The organism is Gymnodinialimonas mytili, from assembly GCF_037544085.1.
Classification (GTDB): Bacteria; Pseudomonadota; Alphaproteobacteria; order Rhodobacterales; family Rhodobacteraceae; genus Gymnodinialimonas; species Gymnodinialimonas mytili.
This window is the reverse complement of sequence record NZ_JBBIFW010000001.1, coordinates 130,705-149,890: the sequence shown is the minus strand read 5'-3', so window position 1 is coordinate 149,890 and position 19,186 is coordinate 130,705. Positions and strand designations below refer to the sequence as shown.

Below are 19,186 nucleotides of genomic sequence, written 5' to 3'. Positions count from 1 at the left end.
GCACGGCGGTTGACGTATCGTCAGGTAGGGGAAACCCCACCGCGTTTCACGTCGAATTCACGCGGTGGGAAAGGCGGCGCGCAAACGCCGCCCAGAGCGTGGGATCAGGCCAGCATGACCATCGGATTTTCGAGGTTTTCCTTGATCGCCGCCAAAAGCTGCGCGCCAAGGGCCCCGTCGATGACCCGGTGATCAACGCTGAGTGTGACCGACATCACGGTCGCCACGGCCAGTTCACCATCTTCGCCGACGATTGGCTTTTTCACGCCCGCCCCGACGGCGAGGATCGCGCCATGCGGGGGGTTGATCACGGCGTCGAAGTTTTCAATGCCGAACATGCCAAGATTTGAGATCGCGAAAGAACCACCGACATATTCGTGGGGGGCAAGCTTGCCGTCGCGGGCGCGGCTCGCCAGATCCTTCATCTCAGCCGACAACGCAGACAGGCTTTTGCTGTCGCTGTCCTTCAGGACCGGCGTGAAGAGCCCTCCTTCGACGGCCACGGCGACCGCGACATCCGATGGCTTGAGCTTGATCATCCGATCACCCGCCCAGACGGCATTGGCATCCGGTACCGCTTGCAGGGCCAGAGCGCAGGCTTTGATGACGAAATCATTCACCGACAGCTTCACGCCGCGCGGCTCAAGCTGCTTGTTGAGCTGCGAGCGGAATTTCAGTAGCGCGTCGAGCTGGATGTCTCGGCGCAGATAGAAATGCGGTATGGTTTGCTTGGCCTCGGTGAGGCGCGCAGCCACCGTTTTGCGCATCCCGTTGAGCTTGACCTCTTCGAATTCGCGGCCCTCATACATCTTGAGAACCTGCTCGGCCTGCGGGCCGGTGGGCATCGCCGCGGCTGCCGCGGCCGGAGCCGCTGCCTTGGGCGTTTCTGAAGCTGCGACGGTGGGTTGCGCCGTGGCCTTTTCGACATCCGCCTTCACGATGCGCCCATGGGGGCCGGAGCCTTTGATCTGCGTCAGATCCAGGCCTTTATCCTTGGCAATCCGCCGCGCGAGGGGTGAGGCAAAAATCCGCGAACCGTCCGCGGCGGCTGGCGCCGCCGGGGCAGGGGCGGGAGCGGGCGCTTCGGAGCCCCCTGCGGGAGCCGCCTCAGCCCCCGCATCTGCCGCCGGTGCGCTGGCCTCAGACGATGGAGCCGCGGCAGATGGCGCCGCGGAGAAGTCCTCCCCTTCTTCGCCGATCAGCGCAATGGGCGTGTTCACCTTCACATTCTCGGCGCCCTCCTGCACGAGGATCTTACCGATCACGCCTTCATCGACGGCTTCAAACTCCATCGTGGCCTTGTCGGTTTCAATCTCGGCCAGAAGGTCGCCGGAATTGACCGTGTCGCCTTCTTTTACAAGCCATTTGGCGAGCGTCCCTTCCTCCATAGTGGGGGAGAGCGCAGGCATCAGAATTTCCGTTGGCATCGCTGTATCCCCTTACCGGTAGGTCACTTGTTTCACGGCCTCGATCACCTCATCGGTGGTAATCAGCGCGTGACGTTCCAGATTGGCCGCATAGGGCATCGGCACGTCTTTCCCGGTGCAGTTGATGACCGGCGCGTCGAGATAGTCGAACGCGTTCTGCATCAGATAGGCCGACAGGTGGTTGCCGATGGAGCAGACCGGGAAGCCTTCCTCGATCGTGACGCAGCGATTGGTTTTCATGACCGAGGCGAGCAGCGTATCGTAGTCGAGCGGGCGCAGCGTGCGTAGGTCGATCACCTCGGCGCTGACCCCGTCTTCGGCGAGTTTGTCGGCAGCCTCCAGCGCGTATTGCATGCCGATCCCGAAGCTGACCAGCGTCACATCCGTGCCCTCACGCCAGATCTTCGCCTTGCCGAACGGCACGGTGAAATCATCCAGGTCGGGTACATCGAAGGACCGCCCATAGAGGATCTCGTTTTCCAGGAAGATCACCGGGTTGGGGTCGCGGATGGCGCTTTTCAGCAGCCCTTTCGCATCGGCGGCGGAATAGGGCATCGCCACTTTCAGACCGGGGATCTGGCTGTACCAGGCTGCGTAATCCTGGCTGTGTTGCGCGCCCACGCGGGCGGCGGCGCCGTTGGGGCCGCGGAACACCATGGGGGCGCCCATCTGACCGCCGGACATATAGAGCGTCTTGGCGGCGGAGTTGATGATCTGGTCAATGGCCTGCATGGCGAAGTTGAAGGTCATAAACTCGACGATAGGTTTCAGGCCACCGAAGGCCGCCCCAACCCCGATCCCGGCAAAGCCATGCTCGGTGATCGGCGTATCGATGACGCGCTTGGCGCCAAACTCGTCCAACATGCCTTGGGTGACTTTATAGGCGCCGTTATATTCGGCGACTTCTTCGCCCATGACGAAGACATCTTCGTCGGCGCGCATCTCTTCGGCCATGGCATCGCGCAACGCTTCGCGCACGGTCTGCTTTTTCATCGCCGTGCCCTCGGGCCAATCGGGCGTTTGGTCCGGGGTCGGTGCCGCGGGGGCTGAAGGTGTCGCCGCTGTGGCAGGCGCTGGGTCTGCCTTACCTTCGGAGGACGACAACGCGGCAGGCGCGGGCGCGCTTTCGGCGCTGGTGGACGACATATCTTCCCCCTCTTCGCCAATCACGGCGATGGGTGTGTTCACCTTCACCCCTTCGGTGCCCTCTGTAACAAGGATCTTGCCGATTATGCCTTCATCGACGGCCTCGAATTCCATCGTGGCTTTGTCGGTTTCGATCTCGGCGAGGATATCGCCCGAGTTTACGGTGTCGCCTTCTTTCACCAGCCATTTGGCCAGCGTGCCTTCCTCCATCGTGGGGGAGAGGGCGGGCATAAGTATTTCGATTGCCATTTTCTTGTTCTCCTCAGCCGCTCACAACACGGCGCTGGATATCATGTTTACGAAGACGATTGCGATGCGATGCAAGACAGCGATCCCCAGGCTGCCGCCCCATCCGGGCGCCTCGCCGGATTGCTCTGTACGGATAATGAAGCGCACGACGACCGTCATGATTGCCGTTGAAAGGACGGCTACGATCAAGATCATCAGGCCAATCGCTGAGTCAGCATCGGTAACCGCCAATAATAATACTGGAACCGCAAATTGGCTCAGCAGAACGCCGATTCCCGCGGCGATAAAGCTACTGAGCCAGGTCGCCTCGCTGCCCATGACCATTTTCGTCACGTATCGCAGAATCACGCCCCCTACGAGGACCGAGATGACCAGAAGGACCAAGCTCATCAGGCGGCGCTTCCTTGCGGAACCTCATCGGCATAGATGTCGGTCCATAGCTCTTCAAGCGCGGGCTCGGGGCTGGTTTTTGAGAATTCCGCAGCCTCGTTGACGATCTCTTTGATCTCTTTGTCGATCGCCTTCAGATCTTCTTCCGAGGCATGGTTTCCGGTCAGCAGCATCTGGCGCACATGTTCAATAGCATCGCGCTTTTCGCGCATTTCCTGCACTTCCTCGCGGGTCCGGTACTTCGCCGGATCCGACATGGAATGGCCGCGATAGCGATAGGTCTTAATCTCAAGGATGTACGGGCCTTTGCCTGCGCGGCAATGCGCGACGGCTTTTTCACCGGCGGCTTTCACGGCCAGAACGTCCATCCCGTCAACCTCTTCGCCTTCGATGCCGTAAGCGGCCCCGCGTTCCCAATAGGACGGCGAATGGGTCGAGCGTTTGGTCGATGTGCCCATGGCGTATTGGTTGTTTTCGATCACGAAAATGCAGGGCAGGTTCCAGATTTCGGCCATGTTATAGGCCTCATAGACCTGACCCTGGTTGGCCGCACCGTCTCCGAAATAGGTGAAGGTGACGCGATCATTGCCTTTATACTTATCCGCGAAGGCCAGGCCAGCGCCGATTGGCACCTGCGCGGCGACGATCCCGTGGCCCCCGTAGAAATGCTTCTCTTTCGAGAACATATGCATGGAGCCGCCTTTGCCTTTGGAATATCCGCCTTCGCGGCCCGTCAATTCGGCCATGACCCCTTTGGGATCCATGCCACAGGCCAGCATATGGCCGTGGTCGCGATAGGAGGTGATGCGTTTGTCACCCTCGTCCGCCGCAGCCTCCAGGCCGACGACAACGGCTTCCTGCCCGATATAAAGGTGGCAAAAGCCCCCGATCAGGCCCATTCCGTAAAGCTGACCGGCTTTCTCTTCAAAGCGCCGGATCAACAGCATCTCTCGGTAATAGGTCTTCAATTCATCTGCCGAAACATTCGGCTTTTTTGCGGACCTGGCGGTCGTTTTGCGTGCAGCCATCCTGCGCCACTCCTCCCCCGTTTCGGGAATAGTTTAACGTTGAACGATCTACTATCAGAGATTGTTCCCGGAGTCTTGAGCAAATCCTGACGCAGCGTAACAGACCCGCTATGCGCGTTGCGAAATCCTTACATAAGATGCGGGCGATCGAGGACTTGTGGGCAGCACTATGGTGTTGCGCGCTTCGGAGAAGGAGGGCCGAGCCCGTCGACCGATTGCTGTGGATCAGAGCTTGGAGGATAATGATTGTCCGCACCAAGGCGCGCCTGTGCAACACAGGCAGCGGTCGCGGTTCTGCCTGCGATGTCTAGGGAAGGACGATTTCATCGGGGCGAATATAGCCCAGAACATTGCGAACCCGTTCATCTAGCAGATCCAGATCCAGATAATCGTCGGACAGACGCCGGGTCAGAACCTCCATCCGGTCGGTTTGATATTCCAGCCGTGCCAGTTCCACCGCCAGACGGTCTCGCTCTGCCTCCACTTGGATACGTTGAAACAGGCCGTTATTGCCTTGCACCGCGGTGAAGGTGAAATAGGCGCCCACGATCATGAGGGCGCCGGGCAAAAGAACCCGGGCGAGGGATTGGGTCTGCAATTGGTAGCCTCAAATATGCGGCGCCGCCTCTGGATCGGGCGACTTATAGGCAGACTCGCATATTCAAACGGGCTTGTGAATCCCCCAAAGCGCCAAGGTTTCGCGGAAATCCGCGCGCCTGTGGCGCTTTGGATTCAGGTTGGGGTCAGGTGATCGAGGCGGCGTGGATCGAACTGATCGAGCCATCCAGCGCAGCGTTGAACGCGCTGTCATCCTGTTGCGCCGAAAGCCCCTCGGTCAGCGCGCGGCTGAAGCTGGCGATCATGCCGTGGTTCTTGGCGAGACGGCCATTGGCCTCGGCCCGGTCATAGCCGCCTGACAATGCCACCACACGCATCACGCGGGGATGTGCGATCAGGGGGGCGTAATGGTCCGGCGTTTCAGGCAGGGTCAGCTTCAGCATCACCTGTTTGTCGCCCGGCACTTTGTCGAGTTCCGCGGCGATCACGTCGAGCAGGATCGCCTCGGCCTCGGCCTTGTCGGGGGCGCTGATCGTTACTTCGGGCTCGATGATCGGCACCATGCCATGATCCAGCACCTCAGCACTGATCTGGAATTGCTGCGCCACGTTGGCGGCGATCCCGTCTTTGTCGGCGGCATCCACCACAGAACGCGCCTTGGTGCCGAAAATGCCCTTATCCGAGGCGCGCTTCAGCGTATCGCCAAGGCCCGGGATCGGTTTCATCATCTTCACGCCCTGGGCGGCGTCTTCCAGACCTTTGTCGATTTTCAGGAACGGAACAACATGACGCTCAGACCACAAATACTCGGCAGCCGGTTTGCCCGCGATATCGCGGTCCATCGTCATCTCAAACAGGATGGCACCGATGACCTTGTCCCCGGTGAAGGCGGGTGCGGTTGCGATGCGGGCGCGCATGGCGTGGATCAGATCGAACATCTCGGCGTCGGAGCCATAGGCGCTTTCCTCGACCCCGTAGAGCCGCAGCGCTTTCGGCGTTGAGCCGCCGGATTGGTCCAGGGCGGCGACAAAGCCTTTCCCGTTTTGCATTTGGGCGATCTGTTCAGGCGTGGCCATTGCGGTCTCCGTCAAAGTTTGGGCGTGGTGTAGGCGCCGCGCTGCATTGCGGCAATCATGGTTGCGCTATCAGCGGTTTATGGTCGGCGGAAACACTTTGTCTTTCGCGCCCAGCACAGGCGCCAATCCGCTCGCGCTGGCTAATCAGCGGGTGCTGAGAGCTGCAACGCCGGGCAGGGTTTTGCCTTCCATCCATTCCAGGAAAGCCCCGCCCGCGGTCGAGACATAGGTGAACCGATCCGCTGCCCCGGCCTGGTTCAGGGCTGCGACCGTGTCGCCGCCGCCCGCGACCGAGATCAGATTGCCCGCCGCTGTCGCCTCTGCCGCGGCCTGGGCGGCTGCGTTGGTTGCCGTGTCGAATGGTGGGATCTCGAAGGCCCCGAGCGGGCCGTTCCAGATCAGCGTTTTGGTGCGACCCATCGCTTGGACGATATGGGCGGTGCTGTCGGGACCCGCATCCAGGATCATCGCATCGGCTGGCGTGTCTTCGGCGAGCACCACCTGGCTCTCGGCGCCCGCTTTGAATTCGTGGGACACAACGACATCGCGCGGCAGCAGGATCTCACATCCCTGCGTGGCAGCTTTTGCTGCGATCTCGCGGGCGGTGTTGGCCAGATCGTGTTCGCAAAGCGACTTGCCCACATCCACGCCTTGGGCCGCGAGGAACGTGTTCGCCATGCCGCCGCCGATCACCAACATATCCACCTTTTCGATCAGGTTGGTCAGCAGGTCGAGCTTGGTGGACACTTTCGCGCCCCCGACCACGGCCATGACCGGACGCTCCGGTGAGCCGAGCGCTTTTTCAAGCGCGCCAAGCTCTTCGGCCATCAGGCGCCCGGCGCAATTCGGCAGCAATTTGGCGACCCCCTCGGTCGAGGCATGGGCGCGGTGCGCCGCCGAAAAGGCATCGTTGCAATAGACATCGCCGAGGGACGCCAGAAAGCCCGCCATTTGCGGGTCATTGGTCTCTTCCATCGGGGAAAACCGGGCGTTTTCGATGAGGGCGACGGCGCCTTCGGACAGCGCGTCGAGCGTGGTGCGGTCAGGGCGTTCGATAAACGTCACCTCTTGGCCGAGCGCATCCTGCAGGGCGGGCAAGGTGATACGCAGCGACATTTCAGGCACGACCTTGCCCTTGGGGCGCCCGAAATGCGCCAGCAGGACCGGCGTGCCGCCTTTTGCCTGAATATCTTTGATGGTCGGTACGATCCGGGTGATCCGCGTTGCATCCGTGACCCGGTCGCCATCGACGGGCACGTTGATATCGACCCGTGTTAGGACGATTTTGCCCGCTAGGTCCATGTCATCGAGGGTGTTCCAGCTCATATCGGTCTCCGTCAGGTTTGGACGCCCTGATGCCATAGCTGGCGCGCGCCGCAAAGGTCGGATGCCTCCGGCGGGGGTATTTGGGGCCAATGGAAGGGGGCGGGCGCAATTATGGGCAAATGCGCCCGGTTCTGGTGGCGCTAGAGGAACTTGCCCATCGCGACGGCGGTATCGGCCATGCGGTTGGAGAAGCCCCATTCGTTGTCATACCAGCTGAGCACACGCACCATGCTGCCATCCATGACTTTGGTCTGATCGGTAGCGAAGATCGAGGAATGCGGGTCGTGGTTGAAATCCTGGCTGACCAGTTTTTCGTCGGTGACACCCAGAATACCTTTGAGCGGGCCATGTGCGGCGGTGCGGATGGCGTCGTTGATCGACTCGGCGGTGGTGGAGCTGCTGGCTTCGAAGGTCAAGTCAACGACCGACACGTTGGGGGTCGGCACGCGGATCGCGACGCCGTCAAGCTTGCCGTTGAGATCCGGCAGAACCAGACCGACGGCCTTGGCCGCGCCGGTCGAGGTGGGGATCATCGACATTGCCGCGGCGCGGGCGCGGTAGAGATCCTTGTGCATCGTATCCAGCGTCGGCTGGTCGCCGGTATAGGAGTGGATCGTGGTCATGAAACCCTTCGTGATGCCGACCGTGTCGTTGAGGACCTTGGCAACCGGCGCCAGGCAATTTGTGGTGCAGGACGCGTTGGACACGACGATGTCGTTGGCGCTCAACTGGTCATGGTTCACGCCGTAGACGATAGTCTTGTCGGCATCCTTGCCGGGGGCGGAGATCAGGACCCGGCTCGATCCGTTTTCCAGATGCGCCTGGCAGGCCTCTTTCGAGGTGAAGATCCCTGTGCACTCCAAAACGATATCCACATCGCTCCAGGGCAGGTCGGCGGGGTTGCGGATGGCCGTGACCTGCATCGGGCCGCGGCCCACATCGATGGTGGTGTCGGTTGTGGTGACGGTTGCGGGAAAGCGGCCATGGACGCTGTCATAGCGCAGAAGATGGGCGTTGGTGTCGACCGGGCCCAGATCGTTGATTGCCACGACATCGATATCGGTGCGACCCGATTCAATGATGGCACGCAGCACGTTGCGCCCGATGCGGCCAAATCCATTGATTGCGACTTTGACGGCCATCCTCAGCCTCCTCACTGTGGTGGGGTGCACGCCAGCGTGGCCCCATGGGGTGTTAGCGGTAACAAGCGCTCCTTAGCGCGCTATGCGACGCTTGGGAAGGGGACAAGCGGCGGAGACATGTCTTATCGCCAAAACGCCATCCACCCCAAAAGGTCGCGAAACCGGAGGGCCAGAAACAGGCTTCCTGCCCAATCGAATAGAATAGCATCCACCGCAAAGCAGGCGGCAATCACGGCGGCAATCCAAAGGGCGAGCGTGTTCGTCATAGTCGCGCGCACCGTGCCATGGGGCAAAATGAGGGGGAAGTCCTATTTCTTGGCGCCCGCGATGGGGTGGCTGATCGCGTCGTGATCCACCAGGTCATGTGGCATACCGGTATTGCGATATATGCGTTTCTTCTGGCGCACATAATCGGCCACATCGTGGTCAAGCCGCTGGCCGACCACCAGGACCCGCAGCAACTCGGTGCCTGTATTCACGATCGTATGGGCCAGGCCGCCTTTGCGGTAGCCGATGAAATCCCCCGGACCGATCGCATGATCGTCATCGCCAATGGTCGCAGTGCCGGTGCCGGATAGGATGTAAACCGCTTCATCCTCATGGTGATGAACATGATACTCGGTTGTCTCGTCACCCGGCGCGACTTCTATCAGATGGATGCCGAGGCCTGTCAGCCCTGTCGCATCGCCCAGGGATTTGTTGATGCGTTTGGCGTTGGGATTGACGAAATGCACTTTCGCCAGACCAGCCATCGCGGCGATGTCATTGGCTTTCAGAAGGTAGGTCTCGGTCATCATGGGCTCCGATCTGCGGTTCTCGCAGCTTGTCGAAGCCCCATGGCGCCGTAAAGCCGGAAGTCTGGGCTTTGCGAAGGCGCCGAGGCAGGGCATGTTCGGCGGATGGACATATCCGATATCATCGATCTTAAGCGTTATGCGGTCGCGGAGGCGGCATTCGCGCGCGATTGCGCAACGCGGCTGGCGCGCGACGGTGCTCTGGTTCTGTCCGATTTCATCAGGCCTGACGCGTTGCTCAAGATCCGCCAAGAGGCCGCGGCCGGGGAGGCACAGGCCTATTTCTGTGCCCAAACCCATTCGGTCTATCTGACGCCGCATGACCCAAACCTGCCGGCGCGCCATCCGGCCAACCGCCAGGTGACCTCTTCCAAAGGGTGCATCTGCGATGATGTCATTGCCGCGCAATCTCCGCTGCGGCTGCTTTACGACAGCGCGGTATTTCGGGCCTTTGTGAGGGCCGTCACCGGAGAAGCCGAGCTCTTTGCCTACGCCGATCCGCTATCCTCCATCAACATCCACTATGCGCGGCGCGGCCAAGAGCTGGGTTGGCATTTCGACAATTCGTCTTTCGCGATCACCTTGCTGATCGAAAAACCCCGAGCGGGCGGGCGCTTTGAATATGTGAAAGATCTGCGCGACGCCGACGCGGGTGAGATGAACTATTCCGGCGTTGCGGCTTTGCTTGATGGGACGATCACGCCCGACGTGTTGCGGATGGAGCCCGGCACCCTTGTTCTGTTCCGGGGCCGCAATTCCATCCATCGGGTCACGCCGACCGAAAGCGATGATACGCGGATGCTGGCGGTTCTGGCTTACAATTCCGAACCCGGCATCGCGCTATCGGAAAGCGCGCGGATGACGTTTTACGGGCGGCTCAGATGAACAGGGGGTAGGGATGCTGACGGGACGATGCGAATGTGGAGAAGTGCGGTTTCGGATCGACGGCCCCGCGCGCGACAGCGTCACAATCTGCCATTGCAGCCAATGCCGTCGCAGCAGCGGCCATGTCTGGGCCTCGACCCACGCGCCGTTCGCTGCGTTGCGTTTCGACGCCGAAGCCGGGCTGACATGGTACGCATCCTCGGATTTTGCAAAGCGCGGCTTTTGCCGGTTCTGCGGATCAAGCCTGTTTTATCGCCTGAACGACGAAGACGGGATCGGCATCGCTGCGGGATGTCTTGACGTGCCCACCGGTTTTCGCGTTGGCAAGCACATTTTCGTGAAAGACAAAGGCGATTACTACGAGATCACCGATGATACTCCGCAGCTTGAGCGGTTCTGACCCTCAGTGCAGCAACCGCCCCATGGCGCCCGCGACATCGGCCATCCGTGCCGAGAAGCCCCATTCATTGTCGTACCAGGCCAACACGCGCACGGTGCGGCCGCCGACAACCTTGGTCTGATCGGGGGCGAAGATCGATGATTGCGTGGTGTGGTTGAAGTCGATGGAGACTTTGGGCGCGGGATCATAGGCCAACACGGCGCCCATGTGACCCGCGGCGGCTTCGGCCACAACCTCGTTCACATCCGAAACGCTGACGTCTTTGGCGGCTTCAAAGGTCAAATCGACGGCGGACACGTTGGGCGTTGGCACGCGCAGCGCGGTGCCGTCCAGGCGGCCTTCCATCTCGGGCAGGACTTCGGACAAGGCCTTGGCGGCGCCGGTCGAGGTCGGGATCATCGCCATCGCTGCCGCACGGGCGCGGTACAGATCCTTATGGCGCCGGTCCAATGTCGGCTGATCACCGGTATAGGAATGGATCGTGGTCATGATGCCGCGCTCGATCCCGATGGCGCTGTTGAGCACCTTAACCAAGGGTGCCAGGCAGTTTGTGGTGCAGGATCCGTTGGAGATCATCCGCTCATCGGCCAGCAGATCGCGATGGTTGACGCCGTACACGACGGTGCGGTCGACATTGGTGGCGGGCGCCGAAATCAGCACCTTTTTGGCGCCGCGCTCCAGGTGGATGGCGCTTTTCTCGCCATCGTTGAACTTGCCGGTGCATTCCAGAACGACATCGCAGCCGTCCCAATCCAGCTCCTGCGGCTCGTAGGTGGAAAACACCTTCATCGGGCCGCGTCCCAGATCCATCGTGTCGCCGTCGACCCGGACCTCACCGGGGAAGCGGCCATGGACACTGTCATAACGCAGAAGATGCGCATTCGTCTCGATGGGGCCTGTGGCGTTGATCTTTACCACCTGGACGTCATTGCGGGCTGCCTCGGTGATATGGGCGAGCGTCGCACGGCCGATCCGTCCAAAGCCGTTGATGCCTAATGTAATCGTCATCGTTCCATGCTCCTGTACGCCACCCCTGGGGCAGGGGATAGGCAAAGCCGAGCCACGAGAAAAGCCAAAATGCATGTGATTACCGACTGTTAGCGGAAACGGTAGCGAAAACATGCCTTGGTTGCGCTAACGTGCCTAAGAAAGACGCGTCTGGACGTCGTGACCCCGTGGCCTATGGTGCGAAGACAGACCTGAATGGCGGAGATTTGTGGCATGAGCGGACTTCTGGCCCTGTTGGACGATGTGGCAGCCATCGCCAAAGTGGCGGCAACCTCGATCGATGATGTGATCGGTCAAGCCAGCAAGGCGGGCGCAAAAGCGGCCGGTGCGGTGATCGACGATGCGGCGGTGACGCCGAAATACGTTCATGGGTTCGAAGCCAAGCGCGAATTGCCCATTGTGTGGAAGATCGCGAAAGGCTCGATTTTCAATAAGTTGGTGATCCTGCTGCCCGCCGCTTTGCTGCTGTCGGCCTTTGCGCCCTGGCTGATTCCACCGCTGCTGATGCTGGGCGGGGCCTATCTGTGCTTCGAAGGCGCCGAAAAGGTCCAACATTGGCTATCGCCGAAACATCACGATGTGGAGGAGGCCGCCAGCAAGAAGATGTCGACCGAAGACAGCGCCCATCTGGAGGAACAAAAGGTGCAAGGCGCGATCAAGACGGATTTTATTCTGTCTGCTGAAATCATGACCATCGCCTTGGCGGCTCTGGAAACCGACTCGATCTGGTTCGAGGCGGCGGCGCTAGCCGTGGTCGCGGTGGGGATCACGGCGCTGGTGTATGGCGCGGTGGCTTTGATCGTGAAGGCCGATGATGTCGGCGTTTATCTGGCCGCCAACGGCTCGACCATCGGAACCCGGAAATTCGGGGAAGTGGTCGTGCGCAGCATGCCGGGGTTCCTGAAGGGGCTGACCATTGTCGGGACCGCGGCGATGCTGTGGGTGGGCGGATCCATCATTGTCCATAGCTTGGCAGAGATGGGCTGGCACGGACCCGAAGATGGGATCGAACACGTCGCCCATCTGTTTGCGGGTGAAAACGGCTTCGGCAATTGGCTGGTCAAAGCTGTGATCGATGGGGTGTTGGGCGTGATTTTGGGGATGCTGCTTATCCCCATCGTCTCAAGCATCATCGCCCCGGCTTTGCGCGCCCTTGGCCTGGGCGGCAGCAAAAAAGGCGCACATTAGGGACATCGGGGCAGCCGGGCGCTCCCGCAATCATCTGCGCCCGGCCCGCCTGCGCGGGCCAACCCCATTCGATTTTTGGGCCTGGCGCGCCGTCGCCTTCGGCGCTGTCGGCGCGCCCCACCGCAGGATGGCAGATTGAAGGGCTAGATTATCGACGGTTCAGGGCACCTATATAGCGTAGGTGAGCAAATCCAGCTTTCACGTGCGGGCGGCGGTTCAAAGCGAAGATGCACCATGGCCAGAGGCGCTGACCCGCGCCGCCGTGCGGCCCGAACGGGCAGCGACCGGCGCGCCGGGCCCAAACCCCGGAGGGCGTCAGGCAGAGGGAGATGCGGGAGAATTCGTGGGAGTCATGGGACCCGGCCACCCCGGTCAGAGCATCTCTTTGACTTTTGCGGCCACGCCCTCTGCGGTGATGCCGAAATGCGCGTAGAGCTCATCCGCGGGTGCAGATGCCCCGAAATCATGCATCCCCACAAACGCGCCCTTTTCGCGCTTGCCACGTTCCCCATAAAGCCACCGATCCCAGCCAAAGCGGATCGCGGCCTCCACGGCCACACGGACCGGGCCGCCGGGCAACACGCGTTTGCGGTAGCTTTCGTCTTGCTCTTCGAACAATTCCCAGCACGGCATCGAGACCACCCGCGTGCCGATCCCTTGATCCTGCAGCAGATCGCGTGCCGCCATGGCAATCGCCACTTCCGAGCCCGTCGCCATCAGGATCGCCTGGCGTTTGCCCTCGGCATCGGCCAGCACATAAGCGCCCTGGGCCACCAGGTTCTTGGTCTTGTGTTCTTTACGGACGGTCGGGAGGCCCTGACGGCTGAGCGCCAGAACGCTGGGCGTCTGCGTCGCGGTCAAGGCCAACTCCCACGCTTCTGCCGTTTCCACCGCATCGGCGGGCCGGAACACGTTCATGTTGGGCGTCGCCCGTAGCATCGCCAGATGCTCCACCGGTTGGTGCGTCGGTCCATCTTCGCCAACGCCAATCGAGTCGTGGGTCATCACATAGACCGGCGCGATCTTCATCAACGCCGATAGCCGCATCGCGGGGCGGGCATAATCGGTGAAGGTGAAGAACGTGCCGCCATAAGGCTTCACGCCGCCATGTAGCGCCATGCCGTTCATCGCTGCGGCCATCGCATGTTCGCGGATGCCGTAATGGATGTGGCGGCCCTTGCGATCCTCGGCGCTGAATACGCTCAGATCAGCGGTATTCGTCAGGTTCGATCCGGTCAGATCCGCAGATCCGCCAAGCGTCTCAGGCACCACGCTATTGATGACTTCCAGCGCCATCTGTGAGGCTTTACGGGTCGCCACCTTGGGCTGTTCATCCGATAGCTGCCTTTTCAGCGCCTTGATCGTCGCGCTCAGCTTTTTGGGCATCTCGCCCGCAAAGCTGCGCGCGAATTCGGCCTGTTTGCCCGAGGACAGCGCCGCAAGCCGCGCCTCCCACGCCTTGCGCTCTTCCGCGCCTTTCGACCCCACGCCTTCCCACCAGTTTTTCAGATCGGTGGGGATCGTGAAGGCCGATTGCGTCCAGCCATAGGCGGCCTTGGTGTCGGCAACGACCTGCGGGTCGGTTAGCGCGCCGTGGCCCTTGGCGGTGTCCTGGGCGCTCGATCCAATCGCGATATGGGTCTTGCAGGCGATCATCGCTGGCCCGGGCGAGGCCTTCGCCTCGGTCAGGGTGCGGTCGATGTCTTCGGGATCGTGCCCGTCACAGGAAAACACATCCCAGCCCGACGCTGCGAAGCGCGCCTTTTGATCGGTGATATCGGACATCGACACTTTGCCGTCGATAGTGATGCCATTGTCATCCCACATCACGATCAAGCGGCTCAGCTTTTGCCGCCCGGCCAGCGCCAGCGCCTCTTGGCTGACCCCCTCCATCAAGCAGCCGTCGCCGGCGACGCAATAGGTGTAGTGGTCGATGATCTTCTTGCCCCATTTGGCGCGCAGATGCTCTTCGGCCATGGCAAAGCCCACCGAGTTGGCGATGCCCTGACCCAAGGGACCGGTCGTTGTTTCTACGCCGCTCACATGGCCATATTCCGGATGGCCTGCGGTGATTGAGCCCAATTGGCGGAAATTCTTGATCTGCTCCAGTGTCATGTCTTGGTAGCCGGTCAGATGCAGCAGCGAATAGATCAGCATCGATCCATGGCCCGCCGACAGGATAAACCGGTCGCGGTTGGGCCAATCCGGTGCGCTGGCATCAAAGCTCAGATGTTTGTCGAACAACACCGTCGCCACATCTGCCATCCCCATCGGCATGCCGGAATGCCCGGAATTGGCGGCGGCCACGGCATCAAGCGTCAGCGTGCGGATACAGGCGGCGCGCGCCCAATGGTCGGGGTGGCGGGCGGCAAGGGCGGCGATGTCCATCGGTACGATCCTCTGTGGGATGCGGGCTTTGGCCCAGGTTGTAACGCGTCGGGTGATATCAAAGGCGCGGCCAAGTGCAAGCGCGCCCGGGCAACGGTTCCGCCTATTCCAGCCGATTTCTCGAAGATCGGCGCAGAAAACCTTGCAAATCCGCGGCGTTTCTGGCCCTTTTGGCCCAAGCGCCAGAGGCAGGGTGCGATCGCCGCTGCAAGCCCGTTCGGACAAATGGGCAGCGATGGGCAACAAAAAGAAACCCGCGGTGGAGGACCCGCCCGGGACGGGACGATATCGGGGGCACCGGCAAGATGAGTGACAGCGCCGAGTTCGAAAAGCTATCCATATTGGAGCGCCGTCTGGCGCAAGCGATTGATCGTGTGGCCAGCGGGATAACTGCGCGCGCGGCAGCGGGGCCGGACGCCAGCGCCCTGGCCGAGGCGGAGGCCGCCCGCGCCGAAGCGGAGGACCGGGCGGCGGATCTGTCGGACCGGGTTGCCGCCTTGGAAACCCGTTTGGCCGACACACAGGACAGTTTGGCCGAGGCGCAAGCAACTCCGGCTGGCCCGGATCCAGCGGAATTGCAGAGCAAGATCGACAAGGCCGAGGCGGCCCAGAAAGCGGCCGAAATGGCACGCGATGCCGCCCAGACCGCTCAAAAGACTGCACAGACCGCGCGTGAGATGGCCGAGGCCGACTTGGCGGAAAAGGAGAAGCAGCTCGATGCTTTGAAATCCGCGGCAGCGCCCGCGGCGGCGGTGGATACATCGGTGCTGGATCGCCGGATTGACCGGTTACGCCGGGAACGCGATGATGCGCAGGACCAGCTTGACGAGGTGCTGGCCAGCGGCGCAGCGCCAGATATCCGGATCTTGGATCTGCGCCGGGAATTGCGCGACATGCGGGAGCGCGCCGACGACCTTGCCGCCGAAATCGCGAAACTCACGGAGAAGGCCGATCCGGCTGCGATCGATCAGGCTTTGCGCACGGAATTGGAAGCCTTGCGCGCCTTGCGCGCGTCTGAAGCGGCGGAATTGGCGCGGATCGCCGATGAGTTGCAGATCGGCCTAGAGACACAGGACGGAGCGGCCCATGCCTGAAGTAGATGTCGAAATCGGGGGACGGATTTTCTCGGTCGCCTGCCAAACGGGCGAAGAGCCGTATCTGCGCTCCGCTGCTAAGATGCTCGACACCGAAGCGACGGTGGTGTTGGGCCAGATCGGGCGCATGGCGCCGGATCGGATGCTGCTGATGGCAGGGCTGATGCTGGCCGATAAAACCGCCGCTCTGGAAGACGATCTGCGGGAGTTGAAGGAAAAAGTGTCGACGCAGGAAAAGGCGTTGAAAACCGCGGAGGAACGGCTGGCGGATCGCGCGCGGCGCATCTCAGACCTGCAAGAGGCGGGGCCACGCACCGAAGTGCCCGACAGCATCACCGATGGCCTGGCTGAGCTTGCGGCGCGGGCCGAGGCGTTGGCCGATGAGCTAGAGGCTGAGGCGTCGAATTAACCTTTGAATACGGGCGTCAGCAACCGGGCAGCCTCCGCATGGGGTTCGGCCAATATTGCACGGTCTTCGCCGGGATAGAACCGAGCGCGGACAGCCGTGGGCATCGGCTCCGGGCGCAAAAGATGCACGGCGGGGCCATGGGCGGCAGCCTCGGCCTGCCAATTGGCGAACATCGCGCGTTGTGCGGCCTTCGACATGCCATAGGGGCCGGCAAACTTTTCATCCCAATCGTCGTCGAAATGTATCGCGACGGGCGCGTCCGACGGCGTGATCAGTGGCTCGATCATTGCGATCAGCCGCGCGGTGCCGCGGATGTTGGTGGCGATGGCTTTGTCCAGATCCTCGACCTGCATATGCGGCGCCGGGGTCAGCGCGCTCACTTGGATCGCGGCATGAACCCAGATATCTGCGCGGCCCCAACGGTCGTAGACCGACCGACACAGATGGGCGATGGCCGCGTCATCCGTGATGTCGATCGGGGCCAATGTGGCGCTGCCGCCAGCCTCTTTGATCCGGTCGTCGAGATCTTCGAGCCCGCCGATGGTGCGCGCAACGGCGACCACATGGGCGCCTTGGCCCGCAAGCCACAGCGCCGAGGCGGCGCCGATCCCGCGGGAGGCACCAGTGACAAGGGCGATACGCCCGGAGAGCGGTTTTGTGTCCATTTCCGCGTCATGGCCGCTTTGTTAGCGCTAGGCAAGACCCCGGGCCTCCTTGACAAGCCCGGGGGCGCAGGGGAATACCGGTGTAACGCTGCACGTGCAGCACGAAAACAATGAGAGGGAGCCGATCGCATGGGCCGAGACATGACACTTCTTTCCGCGACGTTGGGCGCCGACGGGCTGCTCCGCAAGGCTTTGCTGGTGATCGGCGGGTCGCTGTTCATCGCTCTGGCCGCGCAGATCAGCGTGCCGATGATCCCGGTGCCGATGACATTGCAGACTTTGGCCATTCTGATGGTCGGGTTCGCCTTTGGATCCCGCTTGGGCGCCGTAACCTTGCTGGCCTACTTGGCCGAAGGGGCTGCGGGGCTGCCGGTTTTTGCCAATGGTATGAACGGCGTGGCCTTCGCCGGTCCGACCGCGGGCTTCCTTCTGGGCTTTGTCCTGATGGCTTGGGCCGCTGGTTGGGCGGCAGAGCGCGGTCTTGCGAAAGGCTTCGTGGGCACGGTCGTTTCGGCGGTTGTGATCTCGGCGCTGCTTTACGTTCCGGGCTTGGCCTGGCCCATGGCCGTCGCCAACACGTTTGGCCTTGAGGCCGGTTGGGCCGGGCAGGGCGTAGGGTTCTACTGGACGCATTTCGTCGCGCCGTTCCTCATCGGTGACGCTGTGAAGGCGGTGATTGCTGCGCTGCTGGTGACAGGCGCCTGGCAGGTTCTGCGCCGCCGCGCCTGAACCAGCCCAAAGCGACACTCTTTGCGCCGTCCCGCCTTGGGGCGGCGTTTTTTTGTTGCCCAACGGGTGAGGCCACCCCCGGCAGCCGTCGCCCACCCTCCCACCCCGACGCCTGCCGGGGGTGGGCGTCTATTCGGTGTTGTCTTGCAACCGCGCGACGGCAGATTTGCAAAGGCCCATCGGCAGCCATTGGCAGCCTGCGCAGATCTCTTCCAGCGTGTCAGGCGTGATGTTGGTGCGCACGCGGTCCAGCGCCTCACCCCAACTCAGTTGGTCGCCGGGCGCCAGGCCAAGCGCCTGGCCATGGGCGTCGTCCAGCGCCTCGATCCGCGCCTGGCTCTCACAACCGGTGCCGCGCCGTCGCGGACATGGGGCACAAATGGCGTCCGCCTCCGAGGTGATTTCAAGCGGCTGGTCCATGCCGCCATCGGCCCGCAGGCGGCCCATCACAATCGCCTCCATATTGGCGGTGAAGCTGTCGGAATAGCCGTGCCCCTCGAAGCCCAAAGAACACAGCACATGGTGCGGACGAAAGCGCAGGGGGGTGTGCCTCATGCGATCAGGTGATCGACCAGATCACCGCATCCCATATCGCGGTAGAGCGCCAGAATTTCAGAGGCGGTTAACCCATCTTGCTGCGCGCGATAGAGCGGGTGTTTCTCGGCCGTGATCCAATAGAGCGGCAGCCGGCCCTGGGAATAGGGCGTCAACACGCCCTCGGTCAAAAGCGGCCCGGTCATGGCGGGCAGCTGTGTATAGAGCCACGAGAACATATCGCCCATCCGATCGGCATCGCCGCGCGCCTGCGCGCTGCGGAACCGTGCGTGATTGCCCACCTTCAGGCTGCACCAGACGCCCAGAAACACCTGGGTTTCGGTCCCTTGGACGGGGATTGGCAGGTAGGCGCGGAGCAGCGTATCGCCGCCGCGACGCGCGTAATTCTCGGTCAATACGTCACGCCCCGCCGTATCGAACGCATCGTCCGGATATGGGGCAGGCGGGTTCGTCCAACCGAACGGGGCGGTAGGCCAGACCGCCCCGGCTGCGGCATTCAGAACCTCACCACAGCAGGTGCAGGCATATCCGGGATCGATGAGGCGATGGGCCAACTCCGCTTCGGTCAGCGGACGCGATTTCTGACGGCGGAACAAGCGACGGATCACAACACACACTCTTTGATGACAGACATCAAGTTTACCACATTCCCCACCCGGTACAGCGCGACGAAATGCGCAGATCCGCCCGGCCACACGCCCCTTGGTTTACATGAGGTTTGGTAAAGAT

At 61.9% G+C, this 19,186-nt stretch carries 21 protein-coding genes; 6 read left to right on the top strand and 15 right to left on the bottom strand.

What is annotated here, in order from left to right; genetic code table 11:
* Positions 1–104: 104 nt before the first annotated feature.
* From V8J82_RS00810 to V8J82_RS00765, 10 genes are all read right to left on the bottom strand, one after another.
* A complete protein-coding gene (locus V8J82_RS00810) occupies positions 105–1,427 on the bottom strand; it encodes a pyruvate dehydrogenase complex dihydrolipoamide acetyltransferase (RefSeq protein ID WP_339971114.1) in 1,323 nt (440 codons plus the stop codon).
* Positions 1,428–1,439: 12 nt separating this feature from the next.
* On the bottom strand, positions 1,440–2,822 hold the full coding sequence (locus tag V8J82_RS00805) for a pyruvate dehydrogenase complex E1 component subunit beta (protein ID WP_339971112.1): 1,383 nt from the start codon (positions 2,820–2,822) through the stop codon (positions 1,440–1,442).
* Between the two features lie 21 nt (positions 2,823–2,843).
* Entirely contained in the window at positions 2,844–3,212 is a 369-nt protein-coding gene (locus V8J82_RS00800; protein WP_339971110.1) for a hypothetical protein, read from the bottom strand.
* Positions 3,212–4,240, bottom strand: a complete 1,029-nt coding sequence (gene pdhA / locus V8J82_RS00795; protein ID WP_339971108.1) for a pyruvate dehydrogenase (acetyl-transferring) E1 component subunit alpha — start codon at positions 4,238–4,240, stop codon at positions 3,212–3,214. The genes V8J82_RS00800 and pdhA overlap by 1 nt, the downstream gene beginning before the upstream one ends.
* Positions 4,241–4,547: 307 nt before the next feature.
* A complete protein-coding gene (locus tag V8J82_RS00790; protein WP_339974480.1) occupies positions 4,548–4,793 on the bottom strand; it encodes an FtsB family cell division protein in 246 nt (81 codons plus the stop codon).
* Positions 4,794–4,983: 190 nt separating this feature from the next.
* On the bottom strand, positions 4,984–5,874 hold the full coding sequence (locus V8J82_RS00785; RefSeq protein ID WP_339971105.1) for a fructose bisphosphate aldolase: 891 nt from the start codon (positions 5,872–5,874) through the stop codon (positions 4,984–4,986).
* Between the two features lie 144 nt (positions 5,875–6,018).
* Positions 6,019–7,200 carry a phosphoglycerate kinase gene (locus V8J82_RS00780; protein ID WP_339971103.1) on the bottom strand — a complete coding sequence of 394 codons (1,182 nt, stop codon included), beginning with the start codon at positions 7,198–7,200 and terminating at the stop codon, positions 6,019–6,021.
* Positions 7,201–7,340: 140 nt separating this feature from the next.
* A complete protein-coding gene (gene gap, locus V8J82_RS00775) occupies positions 7,341–8,342 on the bottom strand; it encodes a type I glyceraldehyde-3-phosphate dehydrogenase (RefSeq protein ID WP_339971101.1) in 1,002 nt (333 codons plus the stop codon).
* Between the two features lie 122 nt (positions 8,343–8,464).
* Positions 8,465–8,608 carry a hypothetical protein gene (locus V8J82_RS00770; protein WP_339971099.1) on the bottom strand — a complete coding sequence of 48 codons (144 nt, stop codon included), beginning with the start codon at positions 8,606–8,608 and terminating at the stop codon, positions 8,465–8,467.
* A 42-nt stretch (positions 8,609–8,650) separates the two neighbouring features.
* Positions 8,651–9,136 carry a cupin domain-containing protein gene (locus V8J82_RS00765; RefSeq protein WP_339971097.1) on the bottom strand — a complete coding sequence of 162 codons (486 nt, stop codon included), beginning with the start codon at positions 9,134–9,136 and terminating at the stop codon, positions 8,651–8,653.
* 105 nt (positions 9,137–9,241) lie between these two features.
* Between V8J82_RS00765 and V8J82_RS00760 the strand changes: the two genes are divergently transcribed.
* Together V8J82_RS00760 and V8J82_RS00755 are read left to right on the top strand one after the other, a co-directional pair.
* The gene (locus V8J82_RS00760; RefSeq protein WP_339971094.1) at positions 9,242–10,021 is read left to right on the top strand and encodes a HalD/BesD family halogenase; all 780 of its coding nucleotides are present in this window, start codon (positions 9,242–9,244) and stop codon (positions 10,019–10,021) included.
* 13 nt (positions 10,022–10,034) lie between these two features.
* Positions 10,035–10,421, top strand: coding sequence for a GFA family protein (locus V8J82_RS00755; protein ID WP_339971091.1), 387 nt, complete (start codon positions 10,035–10,037; stop codon positions 10,419–10,421).
* A 3-nt stretch (positions 10,422–10,424) separates the two neighbouring features.
* On the opposite strand, the gene gap (V8J82_RS00750) is transcribed toward V8J82_RS00755, so the two are convergent.
* The gene (gene gap / locus V8J82_RS00750; RefSeq protein WP_339971089.1) at positions 10,425–11,429 is read right to left on the bottom strand and encodes a type I glyceraldehyde-3-phosphate dehydrogenase; all 1,005 of its coding nucleotides are present in this window, start codon (positions 11,427–11,429) and stop codon (positions 10,425–10,427) included.
* A 213-nt stretch (positions 11,430–11,642) separates the two neighbouring features.
* Between gap (V8J82_RS00750) and V8J82_RS00745 the strand changes: the two genes are divergently transcribed.
* Positions 11,643–12,617, top strand: coding sequence for a DUF808 domain-containing protein (locus tag V8J82_RS00745; RefSeq protein WP_339971087.1), 975 nt, complete (start codon positions 11,643–11,645; stop codon positions 12,615–12,617).
* Positions 12,618–12,989: 372 nt separating this feature from the next.
* Here V8J82_RS00745 and tkt read toward each other — a convergent pair whose 3' ends face one another.
* On the bottom strand, positions 12,990–15,005 hold the full coding sequence (gene tkt, locus V8J82_RS00740) for a transketolase (protein ID WP_339971084.1): 2,016 nt from the start codon (positions 15,003–15,005) through the stop codon (positions 12,990–12,992).
* 305 nt (positions 15,006–15,310) lie between these two features.
* Between tkt and V8J82_RS00735 the strand changes: the two genes are divergently transcribed.
* Entirely contained in the window at positions 15,311–16,099 is a 789-nt protein-coding gene (locus V8J82_RS00735; protein WP_339971082.1) for a hypothetical protein, read from the top strand.
* A complete protein-coding gene (locus V8J82_RS00730; protein ID WP_339971080.1) occupies positions 16,092–16,508 on the top strand; it encodes a cell division protein ZapA in 417 nt (138 codons plus the stop codon). The genes V8J82_RS00735 and V8J82_RS00730 overlap by 8 nt, the downstream gene beginning before the upstream one ends.
* Here the strand turns inward: V8J82_RS00730 and V8J82_RS00725 are convergent.
* On the bottom strand, positions 16,505–17,173 hold the full coding sequence (locus V8J82_RS00725; RefSeq protein ID WP_339971078.1) for an SDR family NAD(P)-dependent oxidoreductase: 669 nt from the start codon (positions 17,171–17,173) through the stop codon (positions 16,505–16,507). The two genes, V8J82_RS00730 and V8J82_RS00725, sit on opposite strands and share 4 nt — an antisense overlap.
* Before the next feature lie 141 nt (positions 17,174–17,314).
* Here V8J82_RS00725 and V8J82_RS00720 point away from each other — a divergent pair, with 141 nt between their 5' ends.
* A complete protein-coding gene (locus V8J82_RS00720) occupies positions 17,315–17,902 on the top strand; it encodes a biotin transporter BioY (protein WP_339971075.1) in 588 nt (195 codons plus the stop codon).
* 129 nt (positions 17,903–18,031) lie between these two features.
* Here V8J82_RS00720 and V8J82_RS00715 read toward each other — a convergent pair whose 3' ends face one another.
* Both V8J82_RS00715 and V8J82_RS00710 read right to left on the bottom strand, forming a co-directional pair.
* Positions 18,032–18,457 (bottom strand): DUF1284 domain-containing protein, encoded by a 426-nt coding sequence (locus V8J82_RS00715; protein ID WP_339971073.1) that lies wholly within the window; start codon positions 18,455–18,457, stop codon positions 18,032–18,034.
* Positions 18,454–19,065, bottom strand: coding sequence for a DUF2199 domain-containing protein (locus V8J82_RS00710; RefSeq protein ID WP_339971071.1), 612 nt, complete (start codon positions 19,063–19,065; stop codon positions 18,454–18,456). The genes V8J82_RS00715 and V8J82_RS00710 overlap by 4 nt, the downstream gene beginning before the upstream one ends.
* Positions 19,066–19,186: the final 121 nt, after the last annotated feature.